General features: G+C 65.7%; 21 protein-coding genes. 4 read left to right on the top strand and 17 right to left on the bottom strand.

Going from position 1 to position 23,176, the window contains the following annotated elements; translation table 11 throughout:
- Positions 1 to 23: 23 nt before the first annotated feature.
- From BAY15_RS08815 to ndk, 9 genes are all read right to left on the bottom strand, one after another.
- Entirely contained in the window at positions 24 to 1,853 is a 1,830-nt protein-coding gene (locus BAY15_RS08815; protein ID WP_068851330.1) for a monovalent cation:proton antiporter-2 (CPA2) family protein, read from the bottom strand.
- Between the two features lie 125 nt (positions 1,854 to 1,978).
- Positions 1,979 to 3,118 carry a molybdopterin-synthase adenylyltransferase MoeB gene (gene moeB, locus BAY15_RS08810; protein WP_068851327.1) on the bottom strand — a complete coding sequence of 380 codons (1,140 nt, stop codon included), beginning with the start codon at positions 3,116 to 3,118 and terminating at the stop codon, positions 1,979 to 1,981.
- Between the two features lie 92 nt (positions 3,119 to 3,210).
- Positions 3,211 to 4,608: a ribosome biogenesis GTPase Der gene (der, locus tag BAY15_RS08805; protein WP_068851324.1), complete on the bottom strand. Its 1,398-nt coding sequence runs from the start codon at positions 4,606 to 4,608 to the stop codon at positions 3,211 to 3,213.
- 12 nt (positions 4,609 to 4,620) lie between these two features.
- The gene (gene bamB, locus BAY15_RS08800) at positions 4,621 to 5,829 is read right to left on the bottom strand and encodes an outer membrane protein assembly factor BamB (RefSeq protein WP_068851321.1); all 1,209 of its coding nucleotides are present in this window, start codon (positions 5,827 to 5,829) and stop codon (positions 4,621 to 4,623) included.
- Complete coding sequence (locus BAY15_RS08795; RefSeq protein ID WP_068851318.1) at positions 5,829 to 6,467, bottom strand: YfgM family protein; 639 nt, start codon at positions 6,465 to 6,467, stop codon at positions 5,829 to 5,831. Before BAY15_RS08795 ends, bamB begins: the two co-directional genes overlap by 1 nt.
- Before the next feature lie 72 nt (positions 6,468 to 6,539).
- The gene (locus BAY15_RS08790) at positions 6,540 to 7,400 is read right to left on the bottom strand and encodes a helix-turn-helix domain-containing protein (RefSeq protein WP_068851315.1); all 861 of its coding nucleotides are present in this window, start codon (positions 7,398 to 7,400) and stop codon (positions 6,540 to 6,542) included.
- Between the two features lie 6 nt (positions 7,401 to 7,406).
- A complete protein-coding gene (locus tag BAY15_RS08785; protein ID WP_068851312.1) occupies positions 7,407 to 8,204 on the bottom strand; it encodes a tetratricopeptide repeat protein in 798 nt (265 codons plus the stop codon).
- A complete protein-coding gene (rlmN, locus tag BAY15_RS08780) occupies positions 8,191 to 9,396 on the bottom strand; it encodes a 23S rRNA (adenine(2503)-C(2))-methyltransferase RlmN (RefSeq protein WP_068851309.1) in 1,206 nt (401 codons plus the stop codon). Before rlmN ends, BAY15_RS08785 begins: the two co-directional genes overlap by 14 nt.
- 10 nt (positions 9,397 to 9,406) lie before the next feature.
- The gene (gene ndk, locus BAY15_RS08775; RefSeq protein WP_068851305.1) at positions 9,407 to 9,832 is read right to left on the bottom strand and encodes a nucleoside-diphosphate kinase; all 426 of its coding nucleotides are present in this window, start codon (positions 9,830 to 9,832) and stop codon (positions 9,407 to 9,409) included.
- Between the two features lie 276 nt (positions 9,833 to 10,108).
- Between ndk and BAY15_RS08770 the strand changes: the two genes are divergently transcribed.
- The 3 genes from BAY15_RS08770 (at position 10,109) to BAY15_RS08760 (ending at position 14,442) form a co-directional block, all read left to right on the top strand.
- A complete protein-coding gene (locus BAY15_RS08770) occupies positions 10,109 to 10,771 on the top strand; it encodes a TetR/AcrR family transcriptional regulator (protein WP_068851302.1) in 663 nt (220 codons plus the stop codon).
- 70 nt (positions 10,772 to 10,841) lie between these two features.
- Positions 10,842 to 13,214, top strand: a complete 2,373-nt coding sequence (locus BAY15_RS08765; RefSeq protein WP_068851299.1) for a 3-hydroxyacyl-CoA dehydrogenase/enoyl-CoA hydratase family protein — start codon at positions 10,842 to 10,844, stop codon at positions 13,212 to 13,214.
- A 19-nt stretch (positions 13,215 to 13,233) separates the two neighbouring features.
- Complete coding sequence (locus BAY15_RS08760) at positions 13,234 to 14,442, top strand: acetyl-CoA C-acyltransferase (RefSeq protein WP_068851296.1); 1,209 nt, start codon at positions 13,234 to 13,236, stop codon at positions 14,440 to 14,442.
- Between the two features lie 139 nt (positions 14,443 to 14,581).
- On the opposite strand, the gene galU is transcribed toward BAY15_RS08760, so the two are convergent.
- The 8 genes from galU to cmk all read right to left on the bottom strand — a co-directional run bounded on the left by galU (position 14,582) and on the right by cmk (position 22,853).
- A complete protein-coding gene (gene galU / locus BAY15_RS08755; protein WP_068851293.1) occupies positions 14,582 to 15,472 on the bottom strand; it encodes a UTP--glucose-1-phosphate uridylyltransferase GalU in 891 nt (296 codons plus the stop codon).
- Positions 15,469 to 17,376: a polysaccharide biosynthesis protein gene (locus BAY15_RS08750; protein WP_068851290.1), complete on the bottom strand. Its 1,908-nt coding sequence runs from the start codon at positions 17,374 to 17,376 to the stop codon at positions 15,469 to 15,471. The genes galU and BAY15_RS08750 overlap by 4 nt, the downstream gene beginning before the upstream one ends.
- Before the next feature lie 16 nt (positions 17,377 to 17,392).
- A complete protein-coding gene (locus tag BAY15_RS08745) occupies positions 17,393 to 18,367 on the bottom strand; it encodes an MraY family glycosyltransferase (protein WP_068851287.1) in 975 nt (324 codons plus the stop codon).
- Between the two features lie 3 nt (positions 18,368 to 18,370).
- Positions 18,371 to 19,549: a lipopolysaccharide assembly protein LapB gene (lapB, locus tag BAY15_RS08740; RefSeq protein WP_068851284.1), complete on the bottom strand. Its 1,179-nt coding sequence runs from the start codon at positions 19,547 to 19,549 to the stop codon at positions 18,371 to 18,373.
- A gap of 6 nt (positions 19,550 to 19,555) precedes the next feature.
- Positions 19,556 to 19,840 (bottom strand): LapA family protein, encoded by a 285-nt coding sequence (locus BAY15_RS08735; protein ID WP_068851282.1) that lies wholly within the window; start codon positions 19,838 to 19,840, stop codon positions 19,556 to 19,558.
- Positions 19,841 to 19,896: 56 nt separating this feature from the next.
- Positions 19,897 to 20,202, bottom strand: a complete 306-nt coding sequence (locus tag BAY15_RS08730) for an integration host factor subunit beta (RefSeq protein WP_017355596.1) — start codon at positions 20,200 to 20,202, stop codon at positions 19,897 to 19,899.
- 90 nt (positions 20,203 to 20,292) lie between these two features.
- The gene (gene rpsA, locus BAY15_RS08725; protein WP_068851279.1) at positions 20,293 to 21,978 is read right to left on the bottom strand and encodes a 30S ribosomal protein S1; all 1,686 of its coding nucleotides are present in this window, start codon (positions 21,976 to 21,978) and stop codon (positions 20,293 to 20,295) included.
- Between the two features lie 194 nt (positions 21,979 to 22,172).
- Entirely contained in the window at positions 22,173 to 22,853 is a 681-nt protein-coding gene (gene cmk, locus BAY15_RS08720; protein WP_068851276.1) for a (d)CMP kinase, read from the bottom strand.
- Between the two features lie 193 nt (positions 22,854 to 23,046).
- On the opposite strand from cmk, the gene ykgO reads away from it, so the two are divergent.
- Positions 23,047 to 23,172, top strand: a complete 126-nt coding sequence (gene ykgO, locus BAY15_RS08715) for a type B 50S ribosomal protein L36 (RefSeq protein WP_017355593.1) — start codon at positions 23,047 to 23,049, stop codon at positions 23,170 to 23,172.
- The last annotated feature ends 4 nt before the right edge of the window (positions 23,173 to 23,176 follow it).

Here is a 23,176-nt window from a genome sequence, read left to right as displayed (position 1 = left end):
GGCGGCGGGGACGGTATTGTCCCCTATTCCTCTTCTTCCGGCACTTCGTCGGCGTTGAGGGTGCGTGCCTTGCGCTTGGGCGCGGTGAACGGGGTCGGCGTGGGCACGCCCGGCAGCGCGCTGCCGAACACCATGTGCGCACCGGCACGCAGGTCGCCGCCGGCCATTTCCAGCTCGAAACGCTCGGCGTCGCGTTCGCGGATCTGCTCGGCGATGTCGCGTGCGTCGTCCTCGTCGGCGCCCAGCTCGACCAGCGCGGCCTGGCCGAACATCAGCGCGGATTCGAAGGTTTCGCGGATCTGGAAGTCCACCCCGGCGTGGATCAGGCGCAGCGAGTGCTCACGATCGAACGAACGCACCAGCAGCTTGGCCTGCGGGAACTCGTGCGCGACCAGTTCGACGATGCGGTCGGCATCCTGCGCGTTGTTGACGCACACCGCGATCGCGCGCGCGGTGGCCGCGCCCGATGCATGCAGCACATCCAGCCGGGTGCCGTCGCCGTAGTAGATCTTGAAGCCGAAGCGCTCGGCGTTGTGGATCATGTCCACGTCGTTGTCGATGATGGTCACGTCCACGTCGCGCGCCAGCAGCGACTGGCTGGCCACCTGGCCGAAACGACCGAAGCCGATCATCAGCACGCTGCCGGACATGCCCTCGGCGGTATCCACGCCCTCCAGCGAGACTTCACGCGCCGGCATCAGCTTGTCGTGCAGCAGCACGAACAGCGGGGTGAGCGCCATCGACAGCACCACGATGGCGGTCAGGTTGGCGTTGACCTCGATACCGATGACACCGGCAGCAGCGGCCGCCGAGAACAGCACGAAGGCGAATTCGCCGCCCTGCGCCATCACCACGCCACGATCCAGCGCCTGGCGGTGGTCGCTGCCCAGGATGCGCGCAACACCATAGATGCACACCGCCTTGGCCAGCATCAGGGCCAGCACGCCGGACACGATCAGCGGCCAGTTGTTGGCCACCACGGTGAGATCCAGCGCCATGCCCACGCTGAGGAAGAACAGCCCGAGCAGGATGCCGCGGAACGGTTCGATGTCGGCTTCGATCTGGTGGCGGAAGGTGGATTCGCTGAGCAGCACGCCGGCCAGGAACGCGCCCATTGCCATCGACAGCCCGCCCAGCTGCATCAGCAGTGCCGCGCCCAGCACCACCAGCAATGCGGCGGCGGTCATCACCTCGCGCGCCTTGGCGGCGGCCAGGATGCGGAACAGCGGGTTGAGCAGGAAGCGGCCCACCAGCACCAGCCCGACGATCGCGCCGGCGGCGATGGCCACGCTGATCCAGCGCGAGCCGGTACCGGCATCGGCCTGCACCGGCGCCATGAAGGCGACCACCGCCAGCAGCGGCACGATCAACAGGTCCTCGAACAACAGGATCGAGACGATCTTCTGCCCGGACGGCAGCGCGATATCACCGCGCTCGGCCAGCAGCTGCATCACTACGGCGGTGGAAGTCAGCACGAAGCCGGCCGCACCGATGAAGGCTACCGGCAGCGTGAAGCCGAACAGCATGCACACGCCGGTGAGTACCGCACCGCAGACCACGATCTGCAGCGTGCCCAGTCCGAAGATTTCCCTGCGCAGGCTCCACAGGTGCGAAGGCCGCATTTCCAGTCCGATCACGAACAGGAACATCACCACGCCCAGTTCGGCCGTATGCAGGATCGCCTGCGGATCGGAGAACCAGCCGAAGCCGAACGGACCGATCGCCAACCCGGCGGCGAAATAGCCCAGCACCGAGCCCAATCCCAGCCGGCGGAACAACGGCACCATCACCACTGCCGCACCCAGCAGGGCGACTACTTTCACCAGTTCACTGGCACCTGCTTCCACCGCCATGCGGTTTGTTCCTTGCAACTCCGATCAGCCATCACGATAGGACAAGTTGATGCAGGGACATAGCACGCAGGTGCGCAAGATCGTGCCGGGAATGGAACGATCGGTCAGTAAATCGCCATATCGTCCTACGGATCTGCGCAGAATGCGGCGTAGTCGATGTAACCCGGGAACGCCTGCCCGGGTGCACACAGTGGGCAGGCGGGGTCCGGCCCGAGGCGGATTTCGCGGAAACGCATGCCCAGCGCGTCGAAGGTCAGCAGCCGCCCCACCAGCGGCTCACCGATCCCGAGCAGCAGCTTGAGCACTTCCGTGGCCTGCAGCAGGCCGACCATGCCCGGCAGCACGCCCAGCACCCCGGCCTCGGCACAGTTGGGCGCGAACTCCGGCGGCGGCGGCTCGGGGAACAGGCAGCGGTAGCACGGCGCCTGGCCGCGATGGCGGCCGGCGTCGAATACCGACACCTGGCCGGTGAAACGCTCCACCGCGCCGTAGACCAGCGGGATCGCGTGCTGGATGCAGGCATCGTTGAGCAGGTAGCGCAGCGGGAAGTTGTCCGACCCGTCCAGCACCACGTCCACGCCGTCGAGCAGCGCGTCGATGTTGTCCGAGGTCACCCGCGCCTGCACCGCTTCCACGTCCAGCCGGGGGTTGAGCGCCAGCAGCCGCGCGCGGGCCGACTGCACCTTGGGTTCGCCGATGCTGGCGTCGGTATGCAGGATCTGCCGCTGCAGGTTGCTGCGCTCCACCACGTCGTCGTCGGCGATGCGCAGGTGCCCTACCCCGGCGGCGGCGAGGTAGAAGGCGGCCGGCGAGCCAAGCCCGCCCGCGCCAAGCAGCAGTACCCGGGCGCCGAGCAGCGCCTGCTGGCCGGCAACGCCGACCTGCGGCAGCAGCAGGTGGCGTGAGTAGCGTTCGTTGAAATCCCTCTCGTCGTCGCTCTGCAGCGGCTGCACGAGTGGCAGCCCGGCAGCGCGCCAGGCAGTGGTGCCGCCGTGGACGGACGCGATGTGGGTGTAGCCGAGGTCACGCAGCACCGCAGCAGCGTCCAGAGAGCGTTTGCCGCTCTGGCAGATCAGCAGGATCTCGCGGTCAAGCGCTGGGAGCTGCGTGCTGGCTTCGCTCAGGAGATCGCCCTGCGCGATTCCCCTTGCGCCCTCGGCCATACCGGTGGCGCGCTCGTGCGGTTCACGCACGTCGATCAGCAGCGCGCCGTGGAGGGTGCGTTGGCGGGCGTGCTCGGGGCTGAGTTCGGGTACTGCGGTCATGGCCCATTATGGGCGGGTTGGGTCCGCCTGGGACACGCGTGGTGTGTCGCTACCGTGGGATGGCGTCCCGGTGTGCCGGGACGCCATGGGCTTCAGCGACCCTTGACGTGCTTGATCAGGCGCTTCTTCTTGGCAATCTGGCGTTCGCTCAGCACGTTCTTCTTGCCTTCGTACGGGTTGGCACCCTCGCGGAAGATGAACTGTACCGGCGTGCCGATCAGCTTGAAGCGCTTGCGGAAGAAGTTTTCCAGGTAGCGCTTGTACGACTCCGGCAGCTCCTTCAAGCGCGTGCCATGCACGATGAAGGTCGGCGGATTGGAACCGCCCGGGTGCACGTAACGCAGCTTGGACACGTGACCCCGGATCGCCGGCGGCGGGTTGGTCTCGTAGGCGATTTCCAGCGCCTTGTTGACTTCGCTGGTGCTGAACTCGTGGGTCGCCGAGGCATGCGCCTGGTGGATCGCACGGAACAGCTCGCGCAGGCCCGAGCCGTGCTTGGCCGAGATGCGCACCGTTTCAGCCCACGGCACGAAGCCCAGCTTGCGCGAGACCAGCGCTTCGGCCTGTTCGCGCTGGTAATCGGTCAGGCCATCCCACTTGTTGATCGCCACCACCAACGCGCGGCCGGCATCCAGCACCGCGCCCAGCACGGTAGCGTCCTGGTCGGTCACGCCCTCGCTGGCGTCCAGCATCAGCACCGCCACCTGGCACTGCTCGATGGCCTGCAGGGTCTTGATGACGCTGAACTTTTCCACCACCTCTTCGACCCGGCCGCGGCGACGCAGGCCGGCGGTGTCGATCAGGCGGTATTCGCGGCCGTCACGCTCCAGGTCCACCGCGATCGAGTCGCGGGTGGTGCCCGGCACTTCCGAGGCAATCATCCGTTCTTCGCCGAGAATGCGGTTGACCAGGGTCGACTTGCCCACGTTGGGGCGGCCGACGAAGGCAATGCGCATCCGGTTCGGATCGTTGTCCATCTCCTCGCCGCTGCCCTCTTCGGGCAAGCGCTGGACCACTTCTTCAAGCAGGTCGTCCAGGCCCTGGCGGTGGGCGGCGGACACGGTCAGCATTTCGCTGAACCCGTAGCGGGCGAATTCCGCGCGCACGGTGTCTTCGTTGGTGCCGTCGATCTTGTTGATCAACAGCAGGGTCGGCCGCGACAGCTTGCGCAGCCACGACAGGATCTCGTCATCCAGCGCGGAGGTCCCGTCACGGGCATCCACCACGAACAGGATCAGATCGGCTTCGCCGGCGGCAGCACGTGCCTGGTCGGCGGTTGCGCCGGCCAGGCCTTCGTCATCCTCCGAGATACCGCCCGTGTCGACGACGAGGAACGGGTTGTCCTCGTCCAGACGGCAAACACCATAGTTGCGGTCCCGGGTGACGCCGGGCTGGTCATGGACCAGGGCGTCACGGGTACGGGTCAGCGCATTGAAAATGGTGGACTTGCCGACGTTCGGCCGTCCAACCAGGGCGACCAAGGGCAGCATCGCGGTAACTCCTTATTGTGCCAACCGGAATGCGGTCAGCTTTCCATCAACGTTCTGCACCAGCAGAATCCCATCGGCGACCACCGGCTGCGCCAGCAGGGCATCGCCGCCACTCTTGGCGCGCGCGGCCAGTTCACCATTGTCTGTCCGCAACCAGTGCAGATAACCCTTGTAGTCACCCACCACAACGTAATCGCCGTGGATGGCCGGCCCGGTCAGCGAGCGACGGGCCAGGCCGGTCTGTGACCACATGGCACTGCCGCTGGCCTTGTCCAGGCCGAACACGCCGCCCTTGTTGTCGGTGACGATCACATTGCCCGAGGTCAGGGCCACGCCACCGGCGCCGCCATGGTCACGCGCCCACAGCGGACGGCCGGTCGGGCCTTCGATCGCCATGGTCTGGTTCTTGAAGCTGCTCACGAACAGGGTGTTGCCCTCGAGCACCGGCGCACCGTCCACATCGGACATGCGCTCCAGCTCGGTACGGCCTTCACCGTTGGAGACCGTCTGGTCCCACACGGTGCGACCGTCCTGCATGCCCAGCGCGGCCACGCTGCCGTCATCGTTGCCGATGAACAGCACGCCCGGGCCGGCCACCACCGGCGCGTTGCCGCGCACGGTCAGCATGGGCAGCTCACGCGGGTTGAACCACTTCTGGGTGCCGTTGCCGGCATCGAAGGCGGTCACCCGGCCATCGTTGCTGCGCACGAACACGATGCCCTGGGCGATCGCCGGCGCGGCGATCACTTCGCCCGGCACCTTGGCGCGCCACTTTTCGCTGCCGTCGTTGGCGTCCAGCGCGATGACCTGGCCATCCAGCGTACCGATCACCACCAGGCCTTCGCCGACGCCCGGGCCACCGGACAGACGCAGCTTGGGCTGCTTCTTGACCTTGGCCGGCTCGTAGGTCCAGACCGTCTTGCCGGTCTGCAGGTCCAGCGCATGCACGCCGCCGGTGATCGCGGCCGCGTACACGCGGCCATCGGCCACGACCGGGCCCTGGCGCACGCCGATGCGCTTCTCGCCCTTGCCCAGGTTGGTGCTCCAGATCCGGTCGACCTTGGCGGTCGGCTCGAACTTGACCAGCTCTGCCGGCTCCAGCGCCTTCTTGGCCTCCGCGTCCTTGCCGGCGAACCAGCCCTTGACGGTGGTGCAGCCGGACAATGCCACGCCCATCAACACCAGGGTGGCTACGCGCTTGATCATGACCATCTGCTTCATTACACCGACTCCGCAGGCTCGGTGACGGTGCCACCGGCATCCATCACTTTGGTTTCCAGCACGCGCCGCTGGGGCGCTGCCACATCCAGCGTCTTGAGCGCCTTCTCATACTGCCCGCGGGCTTCGTCACGCTTGCCCAGCGCCATCAAGGCGTCGCCATGGATTTCCAGGCTCGCACTGTCGGTGGCACTGCCCAGCAGCGTGATGGCTTCATCGTTCTTGCCGGTGGCGATCAGCAGGCGCGCAATGCGCTGGTCGATCGCCGCCTTGTATTCCGGGTCGGCCTTGATGGCACGAAGGGTGGCCAGGGCCTCCTCGTTCTTGCCTGCATCGACCTGCGCCTTGGCCAGCTGCAGCGCTGCCAGGTCGCCGTAGACCTGGACCTTGCCGCCTTCCAGCGTCTTCACGCCCTTGGCCGCTTCGTCCAGCTTCTTGTCCTCCAGCTGCTTGAGCACCACCTGGTACTCACCGTGGGCACCCGCCAGGTGGCTGCCCTGTTCTTTCTGCCACCACTGCCAGCCGGCGATGCCGCCGATGGCAATCGCCACGCCGGCGATGATGCTGACACCATTCTTCCGCAGCCAGCTGCGGACGCGTTCACTTTGTTCGTGCTCGTCGAGCAGGTCGTCGATCGCCATGCGTACTCTCGCCCCTGCCCGTCAGGAGGGACTGTTTGAATTGGATTGTCGAAATGAATCGGGAAACGCGGCTCAGTGTGAAACCGGAGCCACGGAGCCGTCAGAGGATACCGTAAAGCGTGCCACGTTGGCTCGCTGGTAGGGCGAAAGGTCGATGATGGTACCGGCCTGCTGAACCTCCACCGCCGACGCATTGCCGAGCACCATGCGGGCCACCTGGCCCGGGCTGAAGGCGCGGGTTTCGCCTGACTTGATCAGGGCTTTCTCGACGGTGCTGCCGTCGGGCGCGACGATATCCACCCAGCTGTCGCCCTTGAACTGCAGGCTGAGCGCACCGGCCGGCGCCGGCGCGGCGGCCGTGGGCCGGGGCACCGGGGTCAACGAGGCCAGGTAGGGGGCCGACGGCGCCGTCGACGGCGCAGGCGTCACCACCGGCGCCGCCTGGGCTGCCGGCGCGGTGCCCGCCACCGGTACGGCGGCGGGAATCACATCCAGCGAAGCGGTATTGGGGGTGGTCGAGGCACTGTCGAAGTGGCCGCGGGTGGCGAACCACACCGGCACGGCCAGCACCGCGGTGATGCCGACATACAGGGCACGGCGGCCGAGGCTCTCGGCGATACGGCGGGCCCGCGGGGTATGGGTGTGGCTGACCAGCTGCGGCGGCACCACCGGCCCGATGTGGGCCTGGTCCAGCACATCGCCCAGGTCGACCTTGAGCAGGCGCGCATAGCTTTTGAGCTGGCCGCGGACGAACACCGGCGCACCGAGGCGGTCCCACTGCTCGGCTTCGAGTGACTTCACCACCTGCACCGGCATGCGCAACTGCTGCCCCACTGCTTCGAGCGTCAGTCCTGCCGCTTCCCGCGCCTGCCGGAGACGTGCTCCACAGCCGGCCGCGGTGTCAAAAGCGTTCACAGTCTGGTCATCAATCACAATGCTTCAACCCCGGGAATTAGGAGCCGCATCCTGCGGAAATTCGTCGCGAATTCGCTGCAGATAACGACCGGATGCCACTGTGTCGCCAAGCTGCGCCTCGATTTGAGAGGCAAGTTGTAACACGGAACGTGTGGCCGGTGCAGCCGCGAGACGCCGTTGCACGAAGGCCCGGGCCTCGAAAAAGCGGCCCTGGGCATGCTCGTTGCGGGCCATGGCCTCCAGCGCATAGGGGTTGGCCGGATCCAGCGCCAGGGCCCGGCGCAGGTCCCGCACGGCGCGCTCGGGCTGGCCGGCGTCAAGCGCACAGCCGCCTGCGTTGGCCAGGGCTGCGGCCGGCGTGCGGTAACCCGGCGCGGCAACGGCCCGGTCGAACAGTGGCAACGCTTCGGTGGCGCGGCCATGACCACATAACCACGCGCCATAGTTGTTGAGCACCTCGCCGCTGTCCGGCGCCAGCTCGGCCGCCTTCTGGAACAGCGGACCGGCAGCGGCATCGTCACCGCGCCGGTTGGCCAGCGCCGCCAGCATGATGTAGGCATCCGGCCGGCCCGCGTCGAGCTTGAGCGCGCTTCGGGCGCGCTTTTCGGAAGCATCCAGCGCTCCGGCGCGGAACGCCTCGGCCGACAATGTCATCTGGTCCTGGTAGCTGACCCGGCGACGGGTGTCAGCGTTGTCGCGCGCCACATACTCGGGCGCTACGCCCAGCGGAGCGGTCATGGGTTTGACGCCTTTGTTGCCACACCCGGCGAGTGCCAGCGCGACGAAAAAAACGGCTGGCAATCGGCGGTCAGGCAGCGGCATCCCGGTTTTTCCCGTCCTGGAGCGCTTTGTTGAACTCGGCCTGGCGGCGGGTACGATCCATCACCTGGCCCTTGAGCTGGCCACAGGCGGCATCGATGTCGTCGCCACGGGTCCGCCGCACCATCGTCAGCACCTGCTGGTCGAGCAGGATCTTCTGGAAGGCGCGGATCTCCGCATCACCGGAGCGCTCATAGCGGGTACCGGGGAACGGATTGAACGGAATCAGGTTGACCTTGCCCGAATGCGAGGCCTGTACGGCATTGTCGAACTGGCGCATCAGCCGCGCCAGCTGGCGGGCGTGCTCGGGCTGGTCGTTGATGCCCTTCATCAGGGTGTATTCGAAGGTGACCGATTCGCGGCGCTTGTTCGCACGCAGGTAGCGCGCGCACGAGGCCATCAGTTCCACGATCGGGTACTTCTTGTTGAGCGGCACCAGGGTCTCGCGCAGCGCATCGTTCGGCGCATGCAGCGACACCGCCAGCGACACATCGCTTTCGGCCGACAGGCGATCGATCTGCGGGACCAGGCCGGAGGTCGACAGGGTCACGCGCTTGTTGGCCAGGCCGTAGCCCAGGTCGTCGCGCATCACGCTCATGGCGCGCACGACGTTGTCAAAATTCATCAACGGCTCGCCCATGCCCATCATCACCACGTTGGTGAGGCGACGCTGCTTGTGCGGAATGTTGCCCAGGTGGCGCGCCGCCACCCACACCTGCCCGATGATCTCGGCGGTGGAGAGGTTGCGGTTGAAGCCCTGGGTGGCGGTGGAGCAGAACGTGCAGTTCAGTGCACAGCCCACCTGCGACGACACGCACAGCGTGCCGCGGTTCTTGTCCGGGATGTAGACCGCTTCGATCGCGTTCTTGCCATCGGTGCCCATGGCCAGCAGCCACTTGTGGGTACCGTCGGCCGACGGCTTGTCGAAGACGATGTTCGGCACGCGGACTTCGGCATGCTGCTGCAGCTTGCTGCGCAGCGCCTTGCCCAGGTCGGTCATCTGGTCGAAATCGGTGACGTAGTGGTGGTGGATCCACTTCATGACCTGGTGGGCACGGTAGCGCGCTTCGCCGAGTGTCTCGGCGAAGAAGCGCTCCAATCCCTCGCGATCGAGGTCGAGCAGGTTCTGCTTGGCCACCGGCGCGCCCTGGGCGAGCACGATGGGGATGGCGTTGGGCTGTACGACCTCGTTCACGGCATTACTCTCAGCGCGAGACCACTTCGGTCGCGGCGAAGAAGTACGCGATTTCAATCGCGGCATTCTCGACCGAGTCCGAGCCGTGGGCGGCATTGGCATCGATGGAATCGGCGAAGTCGGCGCGGATGGTGCCCGGCGCAGCGTCCTTCGGATTGGTGGCGCCCAGCAGGTCGCGGTGGGCCAGCACGGCGTTGTCGCCTTCCAGCGCCTGGATCATCACCGGGCCGGAGATCATGAACTCGACCAGCGCGTTGAAGAACGGACGCTCCTTGTGCACGGCGTAGAAGCCTTCGGCTTCACGGCGCGACAGCTGCTTGTACTTGGCAGCCACGACCTTCAGGCCAGCCTTTTCGAAGCGGGCGTAGATTTCACCGATGACGTTCTTGGCGACGGCGTCCGGCTTGATGATGGAAAGGGTGCGCTCCAGCGCCATGGGAATTCTCCGTTGGGCGGGCCACTGATCGGCCCGAGAGTAACATGAAAAAAACCCGCGTCGAAACGCGGGCTTAGCCTATATACGTGGCGTGATTCTACAACCTCTCGGTACGTCTTGCCACGCCCTGCGCGGCAACCTCGCGCTGGCGGCGACTGCCCGCCGTTCAGGTTGATGGGCATGAACGAGGACCAACATCTTGTGCGCCGCAGCATGCCACCGAGGATGCCGGGGTCTAATATCAAACAATCGTTTGATTGAACCCCTGCCCCGCCCATGGCCAAACCCGCCCACTTCTCCACCAAGGACCGCATTCTCGGCGCCGCCGAGGAGCTGTTCGCCCTGCACGGGTTCGCCGGGACATCGCTGCGCCAGGTGACCAGCCAGGCCGATGTGAACATCGCTGCGGTGAATTACCACTTCGGATCCAAGGAAAACCTGGTCAACGAGGTGTTCCGCCGGCGCATGGACGAAATGACCGCCGCCCGGCTGTCGCAGCTGGACATCGCCCGGCGCGACCACCCCGGGCAGCTGCGGCCGGTGCTGGCTGCGTTCGTCGAACCGGCGCTGGCCATGGCCCAGGACCGCCAGACCGGGGGCGCGTTCGTGCGTGTCATCGCCCGCGCGTACGCGGAAAAGAACGACAACCTGCGCAAGTTCCTCTCCGACCACTACGGCCACGTCCTGCGCGAGTTCGGCAAGGCGATCGCCGCCAGCGTGCCGGGCCTGAGCAAGGAAGAGCTGTATTGGCGACTGGACTTCCTGGCCGGCGCACTGACCTACGCCATGGCCGATTTCGGGCTGATCAAGCGACCCGCCGGTGTCACCGAAGCGGCGCATCGTGCCCATGCAGCCCAGGAACTCATCCATTTCGCCGAAGCCGGTTTCCGCGCCAGCGCGGCTACCGCCCCTGCGGCGGCGACTCCTGCCACCCCGTAACGCCGGGCCCCATATCACCCCCGTAGAGCCGGGCCCTGCCCGGCTTCCAGACCAACAAAGGCTTATCGACATGTCCAATTCCCTGCTAGTCCGCCGCGCCGCCGTGCTGGGTGCCGGCGTCATGGGTGCCCAGATCGCGGCCCACCTGACCAATGCCGGCGTCGACACCGTGCTGTTCGACCTTCCCGCCAAGGAAGGTCCTGCCGACGGCATCGTGCTCAAGGCCATCGCCAACCTGGGCAAGCTCAGCCCGGCCCCGCTCGCCAGCAAGTCGTACGCCGAAGCGATCACCCCGGCCAACTATGAAACCGGCCTGGAGCAGCTGCGCGACTGCGACCTGATCATCGAAGCCATCGCCGAACGGATGGACTGGAAGCAGGACCTGTACAAGAAGATCGCCCCGTTCGTGGCCGATCATGCCGTGCTGGCTTCCAACACCTCCGGCCTGGGCATCAACAAGCTCGCCGACGTGCTGCCCGAACAGCTGCGCCACCGCTTCTGCGGCGTGCACTTCTTCAACCCGCCGCGCTACATGCACCTGGCCGAGCTGATCCCGGCCACCACCACCGACGCCGCCGTGCTGGAAGGCCTGGAAAGCTTCCTGGTCACCACCCTGGGCAAGGGCGTGGTGTACGCCAAGGACACCCCGAACTTCATCGGCAACCGCATCGGCGTGTTCTCGATCCTGTCCACCATCTTCCACACCCAGCAGTTCGGCCTGGGCTTCGATGAAGTCGATGGCCTGACCGGCCCGCTGGTCGGCCGCCCGAAGTCGGCCACCTACCGCACCTCCGACGTGGTCGGCCTGGACACCATGGCCCATGTCATCAAGACCATGGGCGACACCCTGCCCAACGACCCGTGGCACCAGTACTTCGCCTCGCCGAAGTGGCTGGATGCGCTGATCGCCAAGGGTGCGCTGGGCCAGAAGACCGGCGCCGGCATCTTCCGCAAGGTCGGCAAGGACATCGTGGTGCTGGACCTGGAGAAGCAGGACTACCGCGCTGCCGATCGCACCGCCGCCCCGGAAGTGGTCGAGATCCTGAAGATCAAGAACCCGGCCGAGAAGTTCGCCAAGCTGCGCGAAAGCCAGCACCCGCAGGCGCAGTTCCTGTGGGCGACCTTCCGCGACCTGTTCCATTACAGCGCCTACCACCTGGCCGACATCGCCGAAACCGCGCGCGACGTCGACCTGGCCATCCGCTGGGGCTACGGCTGGTCGCTGGGCCCGTTCGAAACCTGGCAGGCCGCCGGCTGGAAGCAGGTCGCGCAGTGGATCGCCGATGACATCGTGGCCGGCAAGAGCATGAGCAACGCCCCGCTGCCGGACTGGGTGTTCGATGGCCGCGATGGCGTGCACGCCGCCGAAGGCAGCTACAGCCCGACCCGCAACGCCAAGCTGCCGCGTTCGGCGCTGCCGGTGTACCAGCGCCAGCGCTTCCCGGATCCGCTGCTGGGCGAAACCTTCAGCCCGGGCGAAACCGTGTTCGAGAACGACGGCGTGCGCATGTGGCACGACGGCGACGGCATCGCCGTGGTCAGCTTCAAGACCAAGATGAACACCGTGTCCGACCACGTGCTCAATGGCCTGCAGGAAGCCATCAAGCGCGCCGAGCAGGGCTTCAAGGGGCTGGTGATCTGGCAGCAGAAGGAACCCTTCTCCGCCGGTGCCGACCTGGCCGGCGCGCTCGGCCTGCTACAGGCCGGCAAGGTCGACCAGTTCGAAGAAATGGTGCACAACTTCCAGCGCACCAGCCAGGCCATCAAGTACGCGCTGGTGCCGGTGGTGACCGCCGTGCGCGGGCTGGCCCTGGGCGGCGGCTGCGAGTTCCAGATGCACAGCGCCAAGAGCGTGGCCGCACTGGAAAGCTACATCGGCCTGGTCGAAGCCGGCGTCGGCCTGCTGCCGGCCGGTGGTGGCCTGAAGGAACTGGCGGTACGCGCCTCCCAGGCCGCCGGCCCGGGCGGTGATGTATTCGCCGAACTGAAGAAGACCTTCGAAACCGTGGCCATGGCCAAGGTCTCCAACTCCGCGGTCAACGCCAAGGAACTGGGCCTGATGCGCGCCACCGACAAGGTGGTGTTCAACAGCTTCGAAGCGCTGCACATCGCCAAGGCCGAAGTGCAGGCGCTGGCCGAAGGCGGCTACCGTCCGCCGATGCCGGCCAGCCGCATCCAGGTGGCCGGTGACGTGGGTATCGCTACCTTCAAGATGATGCTGGTGAACATGCTCGAGGGCCGTTTCATCAGCCCGTACGACTACGAAATCGCCGTGCGTATCGCCACCGTGCTGTGTGGTGGCGAAGTGGACCGCGGCACGCTGGTGGATGAAGAGTGGCTGCTGACCCTGGAGCGCAAGCACTTCGTCGAACTGGCCCAGCAGGAAAAGACCCAGGCCCGCATCGCGCACATGCTGAAGACCGGCAAGCCGCTGCGCAACTGACCCATAAGAGACCACCACAATGACCAAGCAGATCCAGGACGCCTACATCGTCGCCGCCACCCGTACCCCGGTTGGCAAGGCGCCCAAGGGCGTGTTCCGCAATACCCGTCCCGACGACATGCTGGCCCACGTGCTCAAGTCCGTGGTCGCGCAGGCACCGGGCATCGACGTCAACCGCATCGATGACGCCATCATCGGCTGCGCCATGCCCGAAGCCGAGCAGGGCATGAACGTGGCGCGCATCGGCGTGCTGCTGGCCGGCCTGCCGGACACCATCGCCGCGCAGACCGTCAACCGCTTCTGCTCGTCCGGCCTGCAGGCCGTGGCGATGGCAGCCGACCAGATCCGTCTCGGCAACGCCGACCTGATGCTGGCCGGCGGCACCGAATCGATGTCGATGGTGCCGATGATGGGCAACAAGATCGCGATGGCGCCGAGCGTGTTCGACAACGACCACGTGGCCATCGCCTACGGCATGGGCATCACCGCCGAGAAGGTCGCCGAGGAATGGAAGGTTTCCCGCGAAGAGCAGGATGCGTTCGCCCTGGCCTCGCACCAGAAGGCCATCGCCGCAATCCAGAACGGCGACTTCAAGGATGAGATCAGCCCGTATGACGTGCGCACCCGCCAGCCGGACCTGGCCGACGGCCGCCGCATCATCACCCGCGACCGCATCGTGGACACCGACGAAGGCCCGCGCCTGGACTCGTCCGCCGAAGGCCTGGCCAAGCTGCGCCCGGTGTTCCGCAACGGCCAGTTTGGCGGCACGGTGACCGCCGGCAACTCCTCGCAGATGAGCGACGGCGCCGGTGCGGTGCTGCTGGCATCGGAACAGGCGGTCAAGGACTACGGCCTGAAGCCGCTGGCCCGCTTCGTGAGTTTCTCGGTCGCCGGTGTGCGCCCGGAAGTGATGGGCATCGGCCCGATCGCGGCCATTCCCAAGGCGCTCAAGCAGGCTGGCCTGACCCAGGACCAGCTGGACTGGATCGAGCTCAATGAAGCGTTCGCCGCGCAGTCGCTGGCGGTGATCCGTGATTGCGGGCTGGACCCGTCCAAGGTCAACCCGCTGGGCGGCGCCATCGCACTGGGCCACCCGCTGGGCGCCACCGGCGCGATCCGGACCGCCACCCTGCTGCACGGCCTGCGCCGTCGCCAGCAGAAGTACGGCATGGTCACCATGTGCATCGGCACCGGCATGGGCGCAGCGGGTATTTTCGAATCGCTGTGATCCGGGATCCAGGTACCGACCAGCGGTCGGTACCTGTCGGCCGGAAGAGATGGCCGCCTGCCGTTTGCAGGCGGGCGGAGAAGCAAAAAGGCGACCCGTCCGGGTCGCCTTTTTCATGCGCGAGCATGGGACGGGGGGCTTAGCCCTCGTCTTCTTCCAGCATCTGCGCCAGCTTCTCGCGCGCCGGCTTGCCCAGCTTGTGGCTTTCCAGCGCGAAGCGGATGGTGGCTTCCACCAGCCCCAGGTGGGTGCCGCAGTCGAACCGGGTACCTTCGAACCGGTAGGCGTTGACCTCCTCGGTTTTCAGCAGGTCGGCAATGGCGTCGGTCAGCTGGATCTCACCGCCCGCGCCCTTGCCGGTGGCTTCAAGCAGTTCGAAGATCTTCGGGCTGAGCACGTACCGGCCAACCACGGCCAGATCACTCGGCGCGTCTTCCGGCTTGGGCTTTTCCACGATCTGCGCGATGCGCCCCTTGCGGCCGTCGAAGGCCTCGGTCGCCACGATGCCGTAGCTGGCCGTGTTCTCGTGGGGCACGTCTTCAACCGCGATCACGCTGGCGCCCGTGGCTTGGTTGAGATCGGCCATCTGCTTGAGGGCGCCGTCGCCGCGGTTCCAGATCAGGTCATCGGGCAGCAGCACCGCGAAGGGCTCGTCGCCCACTACGGATTTGGCACACAGCACCGCATGGCCCAGGCCCAGCGCTTCGGTCTGGGTCACGAACACCGCGCGCACGCCTTCCGGCAGCACGTTGCGCACCAGTTCCAGCAGCTCGGTCTTGCCCGCGCGCTCGAGCTTCTGCTCCAGTTCGTACGCCTTGTCGAAATAGTCCGCGACCGCGTGCTTGTAGCGATTGGTGACAAAGATCAGGGTGTCGCACCCTGCCTCGATCGCCTCATCGACGGCGTACTGGATCAACGGCCGGTCGATGATCGGCAGCATTTCCTTGGGAACCGTCTTGGTTGCGGGAAGGAACCGGGTGCCCAGCCCCGCCACCGGGAAAACCGCCTTGCGAATGCGCTTGTTCGTCACAGCCTGTTGGCCTCTCGTGCCGGAAAGGGAAGCACCTTAGCCGACTCGACGTGAGATTCCTGTTGCAACGGCGCAAATTCCGGCATGGTCGCGAACAGGATGCTGTTGATGGCATCGGTATCGTAGTTGGCGATGGCCTCGCGCAGCCGCGGCACGTTGCCCAGCACCTGCTCGCGGGCGAAGGTGCGCACGCCGGCCTCGAGGATCTTGGGATGCGCGGTCGGACGGTAGTCCTCGTCCGAATAGAACAGGGTCTCGTGCAGCTTTTCGCCGGGTCGAAGGCCGGTGTAGATGATGGCGATGTCCTTGTACGGCTGCTTGCCGGCCAGGCGGATCATCTGCTCGGCCAGCACCCGGATCGGCACCGGCTCGCCCATGTCGAGCGTATAGATCGCCCCGTGCGAGGCTGATGCCGCCGCCTGCAGGATCAGCTGGCAGGCTTCGGGAATCGTCATGAAGTAACGGGTTACTTCCGGGTCGGTGACCGTGACCGGGCCGCCCTTGAGGATCTGCTCGCGGAACACCGGCACCACGCTGCCCGCCGAGGCGAGCACGTTGCCGAAGCGCACGGTGACGAAGCGGGTATGGCTGGTCTTCTGGTCCAGGCTCTGGCAGATCATCTCGGCGTAGCGCTTGCTGGCGCCCAGCGCATTGACCGGGTCGACCGCCTTGTCGGTGGAGATGAACACGAAATGTTCGATCCGCGCTTCCACGCAGGCCCGGGCCACCGTTTCGGTGGACAGGATGTTGTTGCGCACCGCTTCGCGCAGCTGCCGTTCCAGCACGGGCACCTGCTTGTAGGCCGCCGCATGGAACACCGCATCCACCTGCGACAGCGACAAGGCGTGGCGGATCACCGCCGGGTCGCCACAGTCACCCAGTACCGCCTCCACGACCAGGTCGGGGAAGCTGCGCTTGAGTTCGGCCTCGATGGTGAGCAGCAGCAGCTCGCTCATTTCCAGCAGTACGACCCGCCCTGCCCCGTGGCGCGCGCACTGGCGGCACAATTCCGAGCCGATCGAACCACCGGCGCCGGTCACCAGCACGGTGCGCCCGCCCAGCCAGCCGCGGATCAGCGACCAGTCCGGCAGGATCGGCTTGCGCCCCAGCAGGTCCTCGATCGCCACTTCCTTCAGCTCACCGGGCAGCGAATGGCCCAGCAGCACGTCGTTGAGCTTGGGCACCATGCGGAACGGCACCCCGGTGCTTTCGCAGATGGCCACCACGCGCTGCATGCCGGCGGCATCCAGCGACGGGATGGCAATCACCAGCAACCTGGCCGCGGTTTCGCGTACCACCGAGGCGGCATCGTCCAGGGTGCCCAGGATAGGCAGGCCCTGAAGCTTCGCCCCCTGAAGGTGCGGCGCATCGTCGAGCAGGCCCACCGGTTCGAAATCCCCCGACCGGCGCAGGTCGCGGACCAGCGCTTCGGCAGCCTGGCCGGCGCCCAGGATGAGCACCCGGCGCGCGGTCGCATCCGACTGCAGCGCCTGGTAGTCCTTCCATGCCCGGTACAGCAGGCGGGGCGCGCCCAGCAGGGCCGACAGCGCGAAGGGATAGATCACCAGCACCGACATCGGCACGCCATTGAAGCGCTTGTAGGCCAGCACCACCACGATGGCCAGCAACCCGATGAAGCTGGATTTGAAGATGTGCAGCAGGTCGGCCACGCTGGCGAACCGCCACAGCCCGCGGTACAGACCCACGCGCCAGAACACGATGGCCTGGATCACCAGCACCAGCGAGGTATCGATGTTCCACAGCGGCAACGAGGGCGCATCGGCCAGCATCGAATAGCGGCCGGCATGCAGCAACTGCCAGCACGCCCAGACCATGAACAGGTCGTGGGCCACGATGGCGGCACGGGGAAGCAGACTCGTGAAACGGTCCTGCCAAGGCGTCATAAAGCGGGCAATCCTTCTAGTAGCGCATTCCCTTGCGCAGGAGCAGCCAAAGACCGGTCGCGAAGAATATCCACGCTACGGCCACGGCAGCCTCCCACCTCGGCTGCAAATACGTGCAAGCATTAAACACTGTAATACTGAACAGACCAAAAACAAAGTACGTCCCTGTAACCGAAGTGTGCGTTGCACCACTTTTGACGGCACGTTGATACAGATGTTGGGTGTGGGGCTCCATCCATCTTTGCCCCGACAGCATGCGCGAAAGCAGTGTGAAGCCAGCGTCCACGAGGAACGCCGTCAGCGGCACCAGCAGCAGCAGCCACGAGATGTCGGTTGCCACGCTGGCCAGGCAGACCAGGGCTGCGACGGCATAACCTAACGCCCCGCTGCCCACATCGCCCATGAAGATCCTTGCATTCGGAAAATTGAACGGCAGGAAACCCAGGCAGGCCAGTGCCAGGACAATCCCGGCCAACGCCAGCGGACCCGGCAGGACAAGCGCGAACGCGGCGCCGGCCAGAATGGCCTGGCTGGTCGCGATCCCGTTGATCCCATCCATGAAGTTCCAGATGTTGATCAGGGATGTCGTAAACAGCAGCGCCAGCAGCGCCTGCCAAGGGTTGCCCGTTGCATCCCACACCAGACCTGCCAGCAGGCCGGCGGCCAGCAGATGGACCAGCAACCGGCGCACCGCCGGCAGCGGCCGGTGGTCGTCCCACCAGCCGATCCCGGCCACCAGCACCAGGCCCAGCCCCGACACCAGCAACGGCGTCCGGGCGCCCGGCCAGATGACCGCCGCCGCGGCCAGCGCCAGCAGCAGGGTCACCACGATGGCAATGCCGCCCCCGCGCGGGGTCGCCACGACATGGCTGCGGCGTTCCCCGGGCTGGTCGAACAGCTTGCGCCGCAGTGCGTACCGGCGGGCGCACCACGTGAGCACCGCCGCCACCGCCAGCACGGCCGGCAGCCCCATCCACCACCCTGCCGGCATGGCTCAGAGCACCGCGTAGTTCAACAGCGGCTTGACCGTACCCCACTCCTTGCAGCTGGGGCATTGCCAGTGGTGGGTGCGCGCACCGAAGCCACAACGCGTGCAGCGATAGGCCGGATTGCGGACCAGCAGCTGGTCGGTGATGTGCTTGAGGTCATGCAGGGTGGCGGTGGAGTCGGCGCCTTCGGCCAGGGTGAGGTCGATCAATGCCGACTCGCCGCGTACCGACGGGCGATCCTTCAGCTGCCGGCCCAGGTAGGCGCGGGCCGGGGCCACGCCCTCCTGCTCTTCCATCAGCTGGGTCAGGGCCAGGACCGGGGCGATGCCACGATAGTGCTCGGTCATTTCCGACAGGAACGCGCGCGCGCCGCCCAGATCGCCCACCTTTCGGTAGTTCTGCATCAACGGCTGCAGCACCTCGGGCAGGTATTCGGGATCATTGCGGGCGGCCCGCTCGAACGCGCGCACGGCGGCTTCGGCGTTGCCGGCATCGGTTTCCAGGCGTCCTTCAATGATGCCGGCACGCACCGACATCGCATCGGCCTGGTAGGCACGGGCAATGGCCGCGCGGGCTTCATCGATCTTGCCGGCGCCACGGAAGCGTTCGGCCAGCTCGCACTCGAACTGCCCCACCAGCTTGCCCATCGGCTCGCCGGTGACTTCTTCGTAACGGGTGGCGTTGTCGATCGCCTTTTCCCAGTCGCGCTCGGCCTGGTAGATGCCGATCAGGTGCTTGAGCGCCTGCGGGGCGCGCTGGTCGATCTGGGCCAGTTCGGTAAAGACGGTTTCGGCACGGTCGAGCAGGCCGGACTTCATGTAGTCCTCGCCCAGCGCCAGCAGGGCCTGGACGCGCTGTGCGTCGCTGAGGTCGGTGCGGTTGACCAGCCCCTGGTGCAGGCGGATGGCGCGATCAACCTCGCCCCGGCGGCGGAACAGGTGGCCCAGCGCGACCTGGGTCTCGAAGGTTTCCTTGTCCAGCTCGGCAATGTGCAGGAACAGTTCGATGGCCTTGTCGGGCTGCTCGTTGAGCAGGTAGTTCAAGCCACGGAAGTAGGTGCTGGACAGGTGGCTGACCTGGTTGTCGCCATGGCGCTGGCCACCGCGACGGCCGATCACCCAGCCCGACAGTGCTGCCAGCGGCAGGAACAGGAAAAACCAGAACCACTCGGATACAAATTCCATCGGCGCTCAACGTCCGTCGAAAGGTGAAGAAGAAGACGCCACGGGGGCGGCGGCCGGAGCCGCTTTCTGCGCTTTGCGCAGTCGGGAATACAACGGGATCACCACGCCGACCAGGACCAGCCCGGCACCGATGATCGCACCGGTCAACAGGGCCACGGTAATGGCCAGGCCGGTGCTGGAATGGATGGCAGTGAACCCCAGGTTGAGGGTCATGTCCTGCGAATTGAGGGCACCGATGACGAGCCCGGCCACCAGCACGGCGAGCAGGATCAACAGACGTGCGACTTTCATTGTGGCAGCTCCCATTCCCTTTGAGGTAGAGAGTAGCGGACTAACCATCCGCTCTACTAGGCCGGATCGCTTTCCAGCGGCACCACGGCGCTTACGCGCTCACGGAGTTCCTTGCCCGGCTTGAAATGCGGGACATGCTTGCCCGGCAGTGCGACCGATTCCCCGGTCTTGGGGTTGCGCCCCAGCCGCGGCGGCCGGTAGTGCAACGAAAAACTGCCGAACCCGCGGATCTCGATGCGATCCCCGCCAGCCAGCGCCCCGCCCATCATCTCCAGCAACGACTTCACCGCCAGATCGACATCGTCCGACTTCAGATGCGCCTGTCGGCGCGCCAGGATTTCGATCAACTCGGATTTGGTCATTGCGGACTCGCGTCGAGGGTCTCAAACCCTGAAACGGCCCGGACAATTGTCCGGGCCGTCCAGGAAACTACTGCTACGGGTAAAGGCCGATTACTCGGACTTGTTGCCGTTCAGCTGTGCACGCAGCAGCGCGCCGAGCTGGGTGGTGCCGCTGGAAGCCGAAGAGGACTGGTATTCCTCCAGCACTTCGCGCATTTCCGCGTCGTCCTTGGCCTTGATCGACAGCTGCAGGGTACGACCCTTGCGATCCATGCCCACGAACTTCGCTTCAACCTTGTCGCCGACCTTCAGGAACTGGGTCGCGTCGTCGACGCGCTCGTTGGCAACGTCACGCGCAGCGACATAGCCTTCGATGCCGTCAGCCAGTTCGATGGTAGCGCCCTTGGCGTCCACTTCCTTGACCACGCCTTCGACCTTCGAACCCTTCGGGTTGGCAGCCATGTACTGACCGAACGGATCCTGCTCCAGCTGCTTGACGCCCAGGCTGATGCGCTCGCGCTCCGGATCGACGGCCAGGACGACGGCGTCCAGGTTGTCGCCCTTCTTGAAGTTGCGGACCACGTCTTCGCCGGTGGTGTTCCAGCTGATGTCGGACAGGTGCACCAGGCCATCAATACCGCCGTCCAGGCCGATGAAGATGCCGAAGTCGGTGATCGACTTGATCTGGCCCGACACCTTGTCGCCCTTCTTGTGGATGGCAGCGAAGGTTTCCCACGGATTGGCGGCAACCTGCTTCATGCCCAGCGAGATGCGGCGACGCTCCTCGTCGACGTCCAGGACCATGACTTCAACTTCGTCACCGACCTGCACAACCTTGGACGGGTTGACGTTCTTGTTGGTCCAATCCATCTCGGAGACGTGCACCAGGCCTTCGACGCCCGGCTCGATCTCGACGAACGCGCCGTAATCGGTGACGTTGGAGACCTTGCCGAACACGCGGCTGTTGGCCGGGTAACGACGGGCGATGTTGTCCCACGGATCCTCGCCCAGCTGCTTCAGGCCGAGCGAAACGCGGTTGCGCTCGCGGTCGAACTTCAGCACGCGCACGTCCAGCTCGTCGCCGACGTTCACGACTTCGGACGGGTGGCGCACGCGCTTCCAGGCCATGTCGGTGATGTGCAGCAGGCCGTCGATGCCGCCCAGGTCCACGAATGCGCCGTAATCGGTCAGGTTCTTGACGACACCCTTCAGGATCGCGCCTTCCTGCAGCTTGTCCATCAGCTGCTCGCGCTCTTCCGAGTGCTCGCTTTCGACGACAGCGCGGCGCGAGACCACGACGTTGTTACGCTTGCGGTCCAGCTTGATGAGCTTGAATTCCAGCTCCTTGCCTTCCAGGTAGGCCGGGTCGCGCACCGGGCGCACATCCACCAGCGAACCGGGCAGGAACGCGCGGACATCCTTGATGTCCACGGTGAAACCACCCTTGACCTTGCCGCTGATGCGGCCGGTGATGGTTTCGTTCTTTTCCAGGGCTTCTTCCAGCTCGTCCCACACCATGGCGCGCTTGGCTTTCTCGCGCGACAGGACGGTTTCACCGAAGCCGTTCTCGATCGAGTCGAGGGCGACCTTGACGACATCGCCTTCGGCGACGTCGATTTCGCCGGCGTCGTTACGGAACTGTTCGATCGGCACGATGCCTTCGGACTTCAGGCCGGCGTTGATCACCACGACGTCGCCGCGGACTTCAACGACAACACCGCTGACGATGGCGCCCGGCTTCAGCTTGGCCAGATTGGCCTGGCTGGCTTCAAACAGTTCGGCAAATGATTCGGTCATTAGATTTACTCTGTTGGACACATGGGCATTGGTCCCCGCGAGGGTTCCGTTTACTGCCCGCCTGTTGGTCGACCCCGGAAACGCAGGTCGTGTGTGAAGTAGGAAAACCGCCACGCATCATTGCGGGACGGAGCTTTTACTGCATTGCATTGGTGCGACTACCGCCGATGGATTGGCGGCCTCCTTGCCACGGATCAGGCACCCGAAACCGGAAGCAGATCCAGTACCTTGGCAACGACTTCGTCGATGCCGATACCACTGGTGTCGATGACGACGGCATCGTCTGCCGGCTTCAGGGGCGCCACTGTGCGCTGTGCATCACGGGCGTCGCGGGCCATGATCTCGCGCAGGAGGTCATCAAAGTTAACAGAAACCCCCTTGTCTTTCAACTGGTTATGCCGGCGCTCGGCGCGCTCCTCGGCACTGGCCGTCAGGAAGACCTTGAATGGGGCGTCGGGGAAGATGACCGTCCCCATGTCCCGCCCGTCGGCTACCAGGCCCGGGAGAACCCTGAATGCGCGTTGACGTTCTTTAAGGGCGGCGCGGACCTCGGGAATGGCGGCAATGGCCGAGGCCAGGGCCCCGGTGGTTTCCAGCCGAAGCTCGTCGGTGGCGTCGGTCTCATTGACGATGACACGCAGGCTGCCATCGTCGGCCTCGACGAAGCGGACATGGGTGTCGAAGGTGCAGCGCACCAGTGCCGAGGCATCGGAGGTGTCGATATCGGCCCAGCTGGCAGCCACGCCCACGGCGCGGTACAGGGCGCCCGAATCCAGGTAATGCCAGCCCAGCCGGCGTGCGACAATGCGGCTGACGGTCCCCTTGCCGGCCCCGGACGGGCCGTCGATGGTGAGCACGGGAGAAGGCTGGTTCATGGGGTTCCCTGTGGATTTGACCCCCCATTCTAGCCCCTGCCCGGCCCCGTCCAAGACATTTTTAGTGCAAGCACTTGAAAGGATGGAAAAAAGCCCGGTAGAATGGCGGGCTTGAACGGGCGTCACCTGCCGATTGTCATCTGCATATCGCGGCCGCGCTCCAACCGAATCCACGTTTACGCCGAGGTATGCAATGAAAGTCCTGTCTTCCCTGAAGTCGGCCAAGTCCCGTCACCGTGACTGCAAGGTCGTCCGTCGTCGCGGCAAGATCTTCGTGATCTGCAAGTCGAACCCGCGTTTCAAGGCTCGCCAGCGCTGAGCCT

Origin of the sequence: Stenotrophomonas rhizophila, from assembly GCF_001704155.1 — a bacterium.
Lineage (GTDB): Bacteria > Pseudomonadota > Gammaproteobacteria > Xanthomonadales > Xanthomonadaceae > Stenotrophomonas > Stenotrophomonas rhizophila_A.
This window is presented reverse-complemented; position numbering and strand designations above follow the sequence as displayed.

Bases quoted from the DNA above. Each gene is read 5' to 3' on its own strand.
- BAY15_RS08770 (WP_068851302.1), top strand. From the start codon at position 10,109: ATGGCCAAACCCGCCCACTTCTCCACCAAGGACCGCATTCTCGGCGCC.
- ndk (WP_068851305.1), bottom strand. From the start codon at position 9,832: ATGGCGCTGGAGCGCACCCTTTCCATCATCAAGCCGGACGCCGTCGCC.
- BAY15_RS08765 (WP_068851299.1), top strand. From the start codon at position 10,842: ATGTCCAATTCCCTGCTAGTCCGCCGCGCCGCCGTGCTGGGTGCCGGC.
- BAY15_RS08750 (WP_068851290.1), bottom strand. From the start codon at position 17,376: ATGACGCCTTGGCAGGACCGTTTCACGAGTCTGCTTCCCCGTGCCGCC.
- moeB (WP_068851327.1), bottom strand. From the start codon at position 3,118: ATGACCGCAGTACCCGAACTCAGCCCCGAGCACGCCCGCCAACGCACC.
- cmk (WP_068851276.1), bottom strand. From the start codon at position 22,853: ATGAACCAGCCTTCTCCCGTGCTCACCATCGACGGCCCGTCCGGGGCC.
- BAY15_RS08815 (WP_068851330.1), bottom strand. From the start codon at position 1,853: ATGGCGGTGGAAGCAGGTGCCAGTGAACTGGTGAAAGTAGTCGCCCTG.
- der (WP_068851324.1), bottom strand. From the start codon at position 4,608: ATGCTGCCCTTGGTCGCCCTGGTTGGACGGCCGAACGTCGGCAAGTCC.
- rpsA (WP_068851279.1), bottom strand. From the start codon at position 21,978: ATGACCGAATCATTTGCCGAACTGTTTGAAGCCAGCCAGGCCAATCTG.
- ykgO (WP_017355593.1), top strand. From the start codon at position 23,047: ATGAAAGTCCTGTCTTCCCTGAAGTCGGCCAAGTCCCGTCACCGTGAC.
- BAY15_RS08745 (WP_068851287.1), bottom strand. From the start codon at position 18,367: ATGCCGGCAGGGTGGTGGATGGGGCTGCCGGCCGTGCTGGCGGTGGCG.
- BAY15_RS08795 (WP_068851318.1), bottom strand. From the start codon at position 6,467: ATGGCGATCGACGACCTGCTCGACGAGCACGAACAAAGTGAACGCGTC.
- BAY15_RS08760 (WP_068851296.1), top strand. From the start codon at position 13,234: ATGACCAAGCAGATCCAGGACGCCTACATCGTCGCCGCCACCCGTACC.
- BAY15_RS08785 (WP_068851312.1), bottom strand. From the start codon at position 8,204: ATGCCGCTGCCTGACCGCCGATTGCCAGCCGTTTTTTTCGTCGCGCTG.
- BAY15_RS08730 (WP_017355596.1), bottom strand. From the start codon at position 20,202: ATGACCAAATCCGAGTTGATCGAAATCCTGGCGCGCCGACAGGCGCAT.
- bamB (WP_068851321.1), bottom strand. From the start codon at position 5,829: ATGAAGCAGATGGTCATGATCAAGCGCGTAGCCACCCTGGTGTTGATG.
- BAY15_RS08735 (WP_068851282.1), bottom strand. From the start codon at position 19,840: ATGAAAGTCGCACGTCTGTTGATCCTGCTCGCCGTGCTGGTGGCCGGG.
- lapB (WP_068851284.1), bottom strand. From the start codon at position 19,549: ATGGAATTTGTATCCGAGTGGTTCTGGTTTTTCCTGTTCCTGCCGCTG.